Here is a 12,140-nt window from a genome sequence, read left to right on the forward strand (position 1 = left end):
CACCGCACGCTCAAGAGCTCTCCGGCTGGAAGTATTCGACGTCGACCAGCCGGTCGCCGTCGTAGACCAGCGTGGTCACCGAGGCCAGCCCGCATTCCCGCCGGCGTGGGTCGTGCCAGAGCCGCTTGCCGGTCAGGTGCAGCCGCAGCGTCCACACGGGCAGTTGATGGCTGACGCACACCACCTCGTGGCCGGCGCCGCGGGCGCGCGCCTTGTCCACCGCGGTGGTCATCCGGGCCGCGATCTCGGTGTACGGCTCGCCCCAGGACGGGGTGAACGGGTTGCGCAGCTGCCACCAAAACCGCGGGTCGCGCCAGGCGCCGTCGCCCGGGCCGACGCGGCGGCCTTCGAAGAAGTTGGCCGATTCGATCAGGTCGGGGTCGGTGTCGACGGGCAGGTTGTGCTTCGCGGCGATGGGCGCGGCCGTTTCCTGGGCCCGCTGCAACGGGGAGGAGATCACCGCGACGACATCGCGGTCGGCCAGCGCGTCGGCCACCGCCTGCGCTTGCGCCCGGCCCGCCTCGGACAGGTGGAATCCGGGCAGCCGGCCGTAGAGGACCCCGGTGGGGTTGTACACCTCGCCGTGCCGCACCACATTGACGCGGGTGTGCTCGGCCATCAGGGTCCGTCCTTCTGGGCGGCCGCTTGGGCGGCGGTGGGCAGCGCGGCGGCGATGCGGTCGAATGCGGCGTCGTCCAGAGCCGCCGAAACGAACCACGCCTCGAAGGCACTGCAGGGCGGGTAGACGCCGGCGTCCAGCAGGGCGTGGAAGAACGGTGGAAACCGCCAGGTCTGGCTGGCGCGGGCGGACGCGAAATCGGTCACCGGGGTATCGGAGAAGAACACGCTGAGCATGTTGCCGGCCCGCGGAATCTGGTGCGGGACACCGGCTTCCGTCAACGCCTCGGCGAGCAGACCGGCCAGGCGGTCGGCATTGGCGTCCAGCGTGGCGTAGACCGCATCGTCGGCGGAGCGCAGCGTGGCCAGCCCGGCGGCCATGGCCACCGGGTTGCCCGAGAGCGTGCCGGCCTGATACACCGGGCCCAACGGCGCCAGTCGCTCCATCACCTCGGCGCGGCCGCCGAACGCCGCGGCCGGCAACCCGCCGCTCATCACCTTGCCGAACGTGAACAGGTCGGCGTCCACGGGATCGATTCCGTACCAACCACTTCGGCTTACCCGGAAACCCGTCATCACCTCGTCGACGATCAGCAACGCGCCGTGCTGGGCGGTGATCGCGCGCAGCGCCGCGTTGTAGCCCGGCGCGGGCGGCACGACTCCCATGTTGCCGGGGCTGGCCTCGGTGATCACCGCGGCGATCTGGTCGCCGTGTCGCGCGAACGTGTCACGTACGACATCAATGTCGTTGTAGGGCAACACAATTGTGTCGGCCGCAGCGGCACCGGTGACCCCGGGCGAGGACGGCAGGCCCAGCGTCGCCACCCCGGAACCCGCGTCGGCGAGCAACGCGTCGACGTGCCCGTGGTAGCAGCCGGAGAACTTGACGATCTTGGCCCTGCCGGTGAAGCCGCGGGCCAGCCGGACCGCGCTCATGGTGGCTTCGGTGCCGGAGTTCACCAGCCGGATCCGCTCGACCGGCGTCACCCGGCCGATGATCTCGGCGGCCAGCTGGGTCTCGGCCGGAGTCGGCGCCCCGAAGGACAGGCCGTTGGCGGCGGCCTTGGCGACGGCGTCGACGACGGCCGGGTGGGCATGGCCCAGGATCATCGGGCCCCACGAGCACACCAGGTCCACGTAGCGGTTGCCGTCGGCGTCGGTGAGCCAGCATCCGTGCGCCTCGGTGATGAAGCGCGGGGTGCCGCCCACCGCCGTGAACGCGCGCACCGGCGAGTTCACCCCCCCGGGAATGACCGCGCACGCATCGTCGAACAGAGCCGCCGAGGTCCTCACAGCCCCTCCAGTCTGAGGGGCGGCCTGGTCAGTGCTGCCCATGGCCACCAGTGTTCCAGCCTCCCCGTGCGGATCAACTACAGGGTGTAAGAGATGGCTCCGCCACAATCGACTGGTGACTCGGGAGACGGCCGTCGAGATCGCCCGCGGCAGGGTTGCCGCGGTCCGCGAGGACCCCGAGGCCCGGCTGGCACTGATGCGCGAGCTCTACGAAGTCCCGCGGCGGGTGGACCGGGGCCACCTGCCGTATCGGCTGGCGGCATCGGCCTTTATGGGCTGGCAGCTGCGACGCGGGCTGCTCAACCCGCCCGACGAGCCAGCCCCGGGCAGCCCCTGGTGGCGCGCGATGAACGAACGCCTGCTGTGCGACGGCTGGGAAGCCCGCGCGCTGGCGTTCGGGCATCCCGGCGATCCCAGCTCCCCTGCGGTCGCCGCAACACTCGAGTTCATCCGGCGCCCGTCCGCGCGGCGGTGGTACCGGGCACACAACATCAGCGTCGTCAGCGCCTACCTCGACCACCGGGACCTCGCATCGCGCGAGTCCCGCGTCGAACGCTTCTTCATCAACCTGGTGCTGATGCGGGTGCTCTATGCCCACGCGCTGGTCGCCGCGCCCCGGCTCGCGCTCGGCTGGCTGGCGTTCGCGGGTCGGCCACTCGGGGACCCGCGATTGGGCATGACCGGCATCTTCCTGTCGCTGTCCCGGGTGCTCCCCGACCGCTACCCGCTGGGCGACGACCTGGCGCCTTATCTGCGGGCGGAACACGGGGTTGCGCATCTGCTCGATGTCGGCGTCATCCAGCCGCGCGTCGAGGCCCTCTACGACTGGTCCGCCGGCGCCCTCGCCGTTCCCGGCCTGCGACTGCTGCTGGCCGAGGGGACGCCGTGCTACGCGTGGCCAGCGGACGACCGGCAGCCGTGGCATCCGCCGCCGTCGCGGCCGGCCCGGCTGGCGCGCACGCTGGTGCCCGCGCCGCGCCGCACGGGTTGAAGTCGGCCGTCGGGGACGGGTTGGATGGTGGCATGCAATTGCCACAGCGGCTCGCCCGCTTCAACCGTCACGTGACCAACCCCATTCAGCGGATGTGGGCCGGCTGGCTGCCGCCGTTCGCGATCGTCGAGCATGTCGGACGGCGCTCCGGAAAGCCTTACCGCACACCGGTGAATGCGTTCTACACCAGCGTCGACGGCAAACCCGGGGTGGCGATCGTGCTGACCTACGGCCCGGATCGCGACTGGCTGAAGAACCTCGACGCGGCCGGAGGTGGCCGGATGCGCCGCAACGCCAAGACTTTCGGCATCACCGACCCGCGGGTCGTCAGCAAGGCCGAGGCGGCCCCGCACGTTGAGGGTAGGTGGCGGGCGGCTTTCGCCCGGCTGCCGTTCGAGCAGGCGGTGCTTCTCACCAAGACTGACTGACCAGACCGACTGACGGGACCGACCGAGCTATTGCGCTGCGCGCGCGGCGATTCGGCCGCGGGCCCGGGCGGCGATGTACAGGCCGATGACCACCGCCCACGACAGCAGCGACAGCCAGAGCTGACTGCGCGCCGAGCGGTCGAACGCCATCTGCACCAGCACCGCGGTGATTCCGGCGAGGGTGAGAACCGACAGCACCGGGAAGAGCCACATCTTCACCCGCAGCTTTTCCGGCGGTGTCCGGCGACGCAGGATGATCTGCGACAGCGCGATCAGCCAGTAGACGAACAAGATGACGGCGCCCGACGAGTTGAGCAGGAAAAGAAACACGGTGCCGGGCGCCAGCCACGCCATCACGACGCAGCCGAATCCGATGGCCGACGAAAAAAGGATGGCGAGATGGGGGACGCCACGCCGGCTGAGCTTGACCAGCCGAGCCGGCGCTTCACGCCGGTCGGCGAGGACGAACAGCATCCGCGACGCCGTGTAGAGCCCGGAGTTCAGGCACGACAGCACCGCGGTGAGCACCACCGCGTTCATCACCTGACCCGCGCCGGGCAGACCCATGCGTTTGAGCGCCGCGACATACGGCGAGGCTCCCACCTCGACCGAATTCCACGGCAGGATCACGACAAGCAGAAACACCGAGCCGACGAAGAAGACCGCGATGCGCGCGACGACCGATCGCGTGGCGCGCTGGACCGCGAGCTCGGGATCGCGGCTCTCGGCGGCGGCGACGGTGACGATCTCGGCGCCGACCATCGAGAAGATCACCACCACGATGGCCGCGAAGACCGCGCCGACACCCTTTGGGAAGAATCCGCCGTGCGACGTGAGGTTGGAGACGTCGGCGTGGTGGCCGGGCAGGAGCCCCAGCACGAACACCCCGCCGACGGCGAGGAACACCGCGATCGTCGCGACTTTGATTCCGGCGAACCAGAATTCGAATTCGCCGAAGGACGTCACCGAGAACAAGTTGGTCGCGGTCATCAGCAGCATCAGGCACAACGACAGCAGCCACAGCGGCGCGTGAAACCAGTAGCCCAGCACCTTTCCGCCGGCGACCGCCTCGAAGCCGACGACGATCACCCAGAAGTACCAATACAGCCAGGCCACCGAAAACCCCGCCCAGCCGCCCAGCGCCCGCCCCGCGTAGTCGGCGAACGATCCGGTAGATGGGTTCGCGGCGGCCATCTCCCCCAGCATGCGCATCACCAGAACGATCAGCAGGCCGCACAACGCATACGTCAGGAACGCGGCGGGGCCGGTATCGCGGATCACCACGCCCGACCCGACGAACAGCCCGGCGCCGATCACGCCGCCGAGGGCGATCATGCTGAGTTGCCGTTGCGACAACCCTTGGCGCAGTTGCGTTGTGCTGGCCATGGTTAACCACAGCACATCGGCGGGCAAGGCGGCAATCGGGCTGGCCGGCGGCGCGTCAAACGGGTTCGTCGCCGTCTTGGCCACGCAGGAATCGTTCGGGGTGATGAAACGCGTTGGTTCTGGGCTGGCCGCGATCTAAGTGCGGCGGCGGTAGCCATTCGGTGTGGCCTCGTGCGTTGGTGCGGGTGGTCCAGCCCTTTTCGACGAGGCGGTTATCGGGGCCGCAGGCCAAGGTGAGGTCATCGATGTCGGTGCGGCGCGTTCTGGCCCAGCCGCGGACGTGATGCACCTGGCTGTGGTAGGCCGGTGCGTCGCAGCCCGGCCTCGTGCACCCACGATCCCTGGCGTAGAGCATGATTCGCTGCGCCGGGGAGGCCAACCGTTTGGTGTGATGCAACGCCAGCGGCCTGCCCTGGCCGAAAATCGCCAGATAGTGATGGGCGTGGCCGGCCCAGCGGATCACATCCGACATCGGCACCAGGGTGCCGCCACCGGTGAGCGCCTTGCCGGCGGCGGCCTCCAGTTCCTGCAGCGTGGTCGTCACCACGATCGACACCGGCAGCCCGTTGTGCTGACCCAACTCGCCCGAGGCGAACAGGGCGCGCAGTCCGGCCAGCACTGCGTCATGGTTGCGTTGGGCTTGGGATCGGCTGTCGCGGCGCACCGCATCCTCGTCCGGTTCCTGGTCAACGACCGGGATTTCGTCCTCGGGGTTGCAGGCGCCGGGGGCGGCCAGCTTGGCCAACATGGCCTCGATCGCCGCCCGCAACTCCGGGGTGATCAGGCCGCTCAGGCGCGACATGCCGTCGAATTCCTGCCTGCCCAAGGTGATGCCGCGCTTGCGGGCGCGCTCGGCGTCGCTGAATTCGCCGTCGGGGTGCAACCAATCCATGATCCGCTGCGCGTAGCGGGCCACCTCATCGGGGCGATAGTGGCTGGCCCGCTCGGCCAAATCGGCCTCAGCGGCCTCGCGGGTGCACAGGTCCACCTCGGCGGGCAAGTGGACGAAGAAGTCGCGGATCACCTTCACATGCCCGTCGCCGATGCGTCCCTGGCGCTGGGCGCTCGCGGTCGCGCTCAAGTGCGGCGCCAGCGGCTCCCCGGTCAGCGCCCGCCGCGGCCCGAGGTCTGCGGCTTCGGCGATGCGCCGCGCCGCGTCGGCCTTCGTGATGCGCAGCCGGTCGGCCAGCGCCGAGCGCAGCGGGCCACCCAGTTCTTCCGGACCGGCTTGTGCGCCGATTTGGTTGATCAGCGTGTGCTGCGGGGCCCGCAGCCGCCGCGCCACCCGCTCCAGACGCTCGAGGGCCCGCAACACCTCCGGACTGGTGAACACGTCAAAGGACAACTCGCACAAGCGATCCAGGTCGGCATCGAGGGCGTCGAAGACCTCGACGATCTCCTCACGCGTGCTCGAACCCATACCGGCATCCTAGAAACGGCCACTGACAAGAATCAGTCGTCGTGGGACCACTGAAGCCAAAGTGACACAAGGGATTACAACAAATCAAGCGCCCCCGGCCAGGCTCAGAAATGCAAGTCGCGCTCGCGTATCAGCGCCGTGGCAACCACGCTGATCGCCGCCGTCGCAACGAGATACCCGCATGCCCACCACGGCTTGCCCCCGGCCGCCGCGATCAGCGCGGTGAGGATCATCGGGGTGACCCCGGAGGCGTAGATGCCGGACACCTGGTAGACGAACGACAAGCCGGTGTAGCGGGTGCGCGTCGGATACAGCGCGGAGTACAGCGTGCCCTGCGCGCCGTAGAACAGCGCGTGCACCACACCGAACACGACGACCATCGCCAGCCCGAACCAGAGCAGGTTCTTGGTTCCGAACAAGGCGAAGGCGGGAAAGGCCGCCAGGCCGTAGCAGATCACGCCGGTCAGGTACACCCGCCGTGCGCCGTAGCGGTCGGTCAGGACCCCCGATACGGGTAGCAGCACCGCCATCAGCAGGGCCGCGATGGTCACCACGACCAGGACCGACACGCGGTGCAACCCCAACGCGCCGGTGGCGTAGCTGATCGCGAAAACGCCCCAGGTGTTGAATGCCGAACCCTCCGCCCAGCGCGACAGCAGTCCGAGGACGGTGTTGCGCCGGGACCGCGGTTCGCGGACGATCTCGCGGATCGGCACGCTGGATGCGGCCTCGGCCTCGGCCAGCTCGCGGAAAGCCGGGGTTTCCTCCACGCGCAACCGCACCACGATCCCGATCACGACCAGCACGATGCTCAGCAGGAACCCGATCCGCCACCCGTAGGCGAGGAACCGGGCCGAACCCAACACGATCTGCAGGTACGCGAATATGCCTGTGCCCAAAGCCAATCCGAGCGCCAGGCCGACCTGGGGAACCGCTCCGAAGCGGCCGCGCCGGTGTCCGGGGCTGTGTTCGACGGCCAGCAGCACCGCGCCGGCCCACTCGCCGCCGAGCGCGAAACCCTGCAGGATGCGCAGCACCAACAGCAGGATCGGCGCCCAGGCACCGATCTGCGCCGCGGTGGGCAGCGCCCCGATCAACGCCGTCGCGCCGCCCATGATCAGCATGGTCAACGCCAGGCTGCGCTTGCGGCCGATCCGGTCGCCGATGTGGCCGAACACCAGCCCGCCGATCGGGCGCATGACGAACCCGACGGCGAACGTCGCGAACGCCAGCAGCGTGCCGACCAGGGAGCTGGCGTCGGGAAAGAAGACCTTGTTGAACACCAGGCCGGCCGCGGTGGCGTACAGGAAGAAGTCGTACCACTCGACGGTGGTGCCCAACAGGCTAGCCGCGATGACGATGCGCAGCCGCCGTCGTCGCTGGACGTCGGATTCGTCGTGACCTACCGGCGCGGCGATCCCCGCGTCGGGCAACGTCGTTGCCATGACTAGTGCGCCGATGCGATCGCGAACGGCGTCGACGGGGCCGGCTGCGACTGGCGGCTGGGATGCTTCCACAGGCCCAACCGCTCCAGCAGCGGCAGCACGCCCTCGCCGAACCAGTAGGCCTCTTCGAGGTGCGGATACCCCGACAGGATGAAGTGGCTGATGCCCAGCTGCGCATACTCGGCCAGCCGTTCGGCGACCTCGGCGTGCGACCCGACCAGGGCGGTACCCGCTCCCCCGCGGACCAGCCCCACCCCGGCCCACAGGTTGGGCCCGACAAGTAGCCGGTTGGTGCTGCCGCCGTGCAAGTCCAGCATCCGGCGCTGACCCTCGGATTCGCTGCGCGCCAGGCTGGCCTGCACCCGTTCGACGTCCGCCGGGTCGACGGCCGCCAGCAGCCGGTCGGCCTCCGCCCACGCTTCCTCTGCGGTGGGACGGGTGATCACGTGAATTCGCAAGCCATACCGCAGAACCCGGCCGGCGTCGACGGCCAGCCCCCGAATCCAGTCCAGCTTCTGCGCGACCGCCGCGGGCGGCTCACCCCAGGTGAGGTAGACGTCGGAGTACTTGGCCGCCACCGGCCCGGCGGATCCGGACGACCCGCCGAAGAACACCGCGGGGATCGGGTCGGGTGGGTTGTTCAGCTGCGCGCCCTCGACGCGGATGTGGTCGCCGGCGAAGCTCACCGGCTCGGTCGAGGTCCACAGCTGGCGCACCACATGCAGGAACTCGGCGGTGCGGGCATACCGCGACTGCTTGTCCAGGAAATCCCCGTAGGCGCGTTGTTCGTGCGGTTCGCCACCGGTGACGACGTTGAGCAGCAGCCGCCCATCCGAGTGCCGCTGGAAGGTCCCGGCCATCTGCGCGGCCAGGGTCGGGCTGAGCAGCCCGGGACGGAACGCCACCAGGAACTTCAGCGTGTCGGTGCCCTCGATCAACGTCGCCGTCGTCAACCAGGCGTCCTCACACCACAATCCGGTGGGCGTGAGCACCGCCTCGAAGCCGTTGTCCTCGGCGGCCGCGCAAATCTGGTGCAGGTAACGCAACGTCGCAGGCCTGTCGCCGTGCATCGCGGTGCCATGCCCGCCCGCGACCAGATTTCGGGAATCGCCGTAGGTCGGCAGAAACCAATGAAATGCCAGGCTCATTCAATCCTCTTTCGGTCAGCCGTCGGCCAATGCGCGAAAGCTTCATCGTGTAAAACCTCGGCGGGCCATGCGAGGGTTGAAACCGCGGAGATCGCAAGTGGCGGTGGCGCAAGTCGGCATAAAGTCGGCAGGGAAGGTAACCGCTTCGTGTCCGAGTGATCACACGAGATCACACAATGCTTCCAATACGGCGTGGCTCGGCCGGTAATACCCGCTCAGCGCGGCATCATTGCGACCATGCCTCACCTGACCCGTCGCGCCATCTTGCGAATGGGCGTCGGAGCCAGCGCGGGAGCCGCCGGAGTGTGGGCTTTGAGCGCCCTGCTGGATCCGCTCGAGTCGCAAGCCGCGATGTTGCCGCAAGCTCCCGCGCCGTTCGAGCCCTCGGCGGCGGGCAGCACTCTGTCGAACAAGCTCACCGGTTCGTTCATCTCTGCGGCCCGCGGCGGCGTCAAGACGAATTGGGTGATCGCCCTGCCGCCCGGCCAGAACTCCCAGAGCGGATCCCTGCGCCCGGTGATCGCCCTGCACGGCAAAGACGGCAACGCGAACATGGTGCTGGACTGTGGTGCCGAGAAAGCGCTCGCGCAATTGGTCAAGGAGGGCAAGCCGCCGTTCGCCGTGGTGGGTGTCGACGGCGGCAGCAACAGCTATTGGCACCGCAGGGCCGACGGCACCGACGCCGGCGCGATGGTGCTCGACGAGCTGCTGCCGATGCTGTCCTCGATGGGTTTCGACATCTCCCGGGTGGGCTTCATGGGCTGGTCGATGGGCGGCTACGGCGCGCTGCACCTGGGCGCCAAGCTGGGGCCGGCGCGGACTGCCGGGATCTGCGCGATCAGCCCCGCGCTGTACACCTCGTACACCGGCAGCGCCCCGGGGGCGTTCGACAGCTACGACGACTGGGTGCAAAACAGCGTGGTGGGGCTGCCGGCGCTGTCGCAGATCCCGCTGCGCGTCGACTGCGGCACCGGCGACCGCTTCTACTTCGCCACTCGTCAATTCGTCAACCAGCTGAAAAAGCCTCCGGCGGGCGGCTTTTCGGATGGCGGGCATGACATGGACTACTGGCGCGCGCAATTGCCCGGCGAACTAGCCTGGATGGCGACCTAGCCGAGACCGATGACGATCCCGCGGAACCCACCCCCACCCCGCCAAGTGGAGCGGGCGGTGAAGCGGACCGGATTTCGCCCGGACATCGAGGGCCTGCGCGCCGTTGCGGTGCTAGCCGTCGTGCTGTACCACGCCGAGATACCCGGTGTCGCCGGCGGCTACATCGGTGTGGACGTCTTCTTCGTCATCTCCGGATTCCTCATCACCGGGATCCTCTGGCGCGAGGTAACGACCGACAGCACCATCCGGCTCGGCCGCTTCTACGGTGCACGCGCGCGGAGGCTGCTGCCCGCCGCGGCCACCGCCGGCATCGCCACCGCCATCGGCGCGGCCATCGTGCTGCCGCCGTTGCAGGCACGAAGCGTCTTCGTCGACGGCGTCGCGAGCGCCCTCTACGTCGGCAACTACCGGTTCGCCCGGCAGGGCACCGACTACCTGGCCTCGAACCTGCCGCCCTCGCCGTTCGAGCATTACTGGTCGCTGGGCGTCGAGGAGCAGTTCTACCTGGTGTGGCCGATGCTGCTGATCGGCACCGCGTGGCTGGTCCGGCGGGTACCACTGTTGCGCCGCCGCGCCTCCGAAGCCACGCCCTACGGGCTGGTCCTCGCGGTGGTGGCGGCGGCGTCGCTGGCGGCGGCCGTGCTGTGGACCCGGACGTCACCCGCGTGGGCGTTCTTCTCGCTGCCCACCCGAGCCTGGGAGCTGGCCGTCGGCGGGCTGGTGGCATTGACGGTCGGGCAATGGCGGCGGCTGCCGCTGCTGCCCGCGACGATCGTCGGCTGCGGCGGCCTGGCCCTGATCGTGCTGACCTGCACCCAGCTGGGCCCTCACACCCCGTACCCGGGCACCGCGGCGCTGCTGCCCGTCCTGGGCACCGCCCTGGTGATCGGCGGCGGTTGCGTCACCGGCAGCCTGGGGCCGGGCCGCCTGCTGTGCCGGCCGGCGATGCGGGCGATCGGCCGGATTTCGTACTCGTGGTACCTGTGGCACTGGCCGGTGCTGTTGCTGATGCCGCCGCTGCTCGGCATGCCCGCGGGACTGCCGGCCAGGCTGAGCGCGACCTTCGTCTCGGCCGGGCTCGCCGTGATCACCCTGCACCTGGTCGAAAATCCCGGCAGGTTCGCGGCCGCCCTGCGCCGATCGGCGCGGACGAGCCTGCTGGTAGCGGGCGGCGCCAGCGCCGTCACGGCGTGCGCGTGCCTGCTGCTGTTGAATGTCATACCGGTGCCGGTGGGTCACGGCACGGCCGCCCCGAAGGCCAACATCGTCGCGCTGCCCCCGGCGCCGGCGCCCGACGTCAGCCCACAGGAAGCCGCGGTGCGCCAGGCCTTCGCGCAGGCCCGCGACGCGGTGGCGGTGTCCGCGGACCTGCGCGCCGTCCCGTCCAACCTGGACCCGTCGCTCGCCGACGCGCCGGCCGACAAGGCCGCGGTGTTCGTCAACGGCTGCACGCGATCCTGGCGTGACGTCGGGCAAGCCGAGTGCGCGGGCGGGGATGCGGCCGCGGCGACGACGGTGACGCTGGTCGGGGATTCGCATGCCGCCATGTGGTATCCGGCGTTCCAACAGGTCGCCGAGCAACGGCACTGGCGGCTCGAGACGCTGGCGAAGGTGACGTGTCCGCTGCAGGATCTGCGCATCGTCAGCCCGTATCTGGGCCGCGAATACACCGAGTGCGAGCAGTGGCGCGGCGAGATCATGGCGCGGTTGCGGGCCGAACACCCGCGCCTGGTGGTGCTGAGCATGAGCCGGCGCTACGGCGCGGACTTCGGTTTCACGTCATATGACGCGGGGTGGGTCGACACGTTGGGCCGCACCGTCAACGAGTTGCGCAACGCCGGTTCGACCGTCCTGGTCCTGGGGCCGGTGGCGGATCCGCGCTCCTCGGTGCCCGCCTGCCTGTCCGCGCATCTCGACGACGCCACCGCCTGCGCGCCACCGCGATTGGTCGCGGTCAACGGCGACGGAATCGCCGCCGAGCGGAAGGCGACGACGGGCGCCGGTGGCCACTACGCCGATCTGAGCGACCTGTTCTGCACCCCGGCCCGCTGCCCGATGATCGTCGGCAACACGCTGGTGTTCCGCGACGACAACCACGTGACGACCGAGTACGCGCAGCTGCTGGCACCTTTGATGGGCGCGCTCGCCGACCGGGCGGTGGCGAATGGATGAGCCGCCAATGAACTTCTCATCGCAGTCGAACGTCGTATCAATGAAGGGTTTTGGAGGTTTGGGGAGATGACTCCGCTGCTGCTGATCTGCATAGCCGTTGCCACACCGGTCGTGGGAATCGGCCTG

General features: G+C 69.4%; 10 protein-coding genes. 4 read left to right on the forward strand and 6 right to left on the reverse strand.

All coding sequences use genetic code 11. The annotated features are described in order from the left end of the window. Positions 1–10: 10 nt before the first annotated feature. Together A5745_RS14060 and hemL are read right to left on the reverse strand one after the other, a co-directional pair. The gene (locus A5745_RS14060) at positions 11–619 is read right to left on the reverse strand and encodes a histidine phosphatase family protein (protein WP_076116720.1); all 609 of its coding nucleotides are present in this window, start codon (positions 617–619) and stop codon (positions 11–13) included. Further along, positions 619–1,953: a glutamate-1-semialdehyde 2,1-aminomutase gene (gene hemL, locus A5745_RS14065; RefSeq protein ID WP_076116722.1), complete on the reverse strand. Its 1,335-nt coding sequence runs from the start codon at positions 1,951–1,953 to the stop codon at positions 619–621. The genes A5745_RS14060 and hemL overlap by 1 nt, the downstream gene beginning before the upstream one ends. A 73-nt stretch (positions 1,954–2,026) precedes the next feature. Here hemL and A5745_RS14070 point away from each other — a divergent pair, with 73 nt between their 5' ends. Together A5745_RS14070 and A5745_RS14075 are read left to right on the forward strand one after the other, a co-directional pair. After that, a complete protein-coding gene (locus A5745_RS14070; protein WP_254848576.1) occupies positions 2,027–2,902 on the forward strand; it encodes a hypothetical protein in 876 nt (291 codons plus the stop codon). Positions 2,903–2,934: 32 nt separating this feature from the next. Beyond that, positions 2,935–3,330: a nitroreductase family deazaflavin-dependent oxidoreductase gene (locus A5745_RS14075; RefSeq protein WP_076116844.1), complete on the forward strand. Its 396-nt coding sequence runs from the start codon at positions 2,935–2,937 to the stop codon at positions 3,328–3,330. Between the two features lie 27 nt (positions 3,331–3,357). On the opposite strand, the gene A5745_RS14080 is transcribed toward A5745_RS14075, so the two are convergent. The 4 genes from A5745_RS14080 to A5745_RS14095 form a co-directional block, all read right to left on the reverse strand. Continuing rightward, on the reverse strand, positions 3,358–4,716 hold the full coding sequence (locus A5745_RS14080) for an amino acid permease (protein ID WP_076116846.1): 1,359 nt from the start codon (positions 4,714–4,716) through the stop codon (positions 3,358–3,360). 55 nt (positions 4,717–4,771) lie between these two features. Next, on the reverse strand, positions 4,772–6,136 hold the full coding sequence (locus A5745_RS14085) for an HNH endonuclease signature motif containing protein (protein ID WP_076116723.1): 1,365 nt from the start codon (positions 6,134–6,136) through the stop codon (positions 4,772–4,774). Positions 6,137–6,240: 104 nt separating this feature from the next. Next, positions 6,241–7,581, reverse strand: a complete 1,341-nt coding sequence (locus tag A5745_RS14090; RefSeq protein ID WP_076062482.1) for an MFS transporter — start codon at positions 7,579–7,581, stop codon at positions 6,241–6,243. A 2-nt stretch (positions 7,582–7,583) separates the two neighbouring features. After that, complete coding sequence (locus A5745_RS14095; RefSeq protein ID WP_076116725.1) at positions 7,584–8,729, reverse strand: LLM class flavin-dependent oxidoreductase; 1,146 nt, start codon at positions 8,727–8,729, stop codon at positions 7,584–7,586. 237 nt (positions 8,730–8,966) lie between these two features. Here A5745_RS14095 and A5745_RS14100 point away from each other — a divergent pair, with 237 nt between their 5' ends. Both A5745_RS14100 and A5745_RS14105 read left to right on the forward strand, forming a co-directional pair. Further along, a complete protein-coding gene (locus A5745_RS14100; RefSeq protein WP_083662929.1) occupies positions 8,967–9,842 on the forward strand; it encodes an esterase family protein in 876 nt (291 codons plus the stop codon). Between the two features lie 45 nt (positions 9,843–9,887). Continuing rightward, positions 9,888–12,014, forward strand: a complete 2,127-nt coding sequence (locus A5745_RS14105; protein ID WP_076116729.1) for an acyltransferase family protein — start codon at positions 9,888–9,890, stop codon at positions 12,012–12,014. The last annotated feature ends 126 nt before the right edge of the window (positions 12,015–12,140 follow it).

Source organism: Mycobacterium sp. IS-2888, assembly GCF_001954215.1.
Classification (GTDB): domain Bacteria; phylum Actinomycetota; class Actinomycetes; order Mycobacteriales; family Mycobacteriaceae; genus Mycobacterium.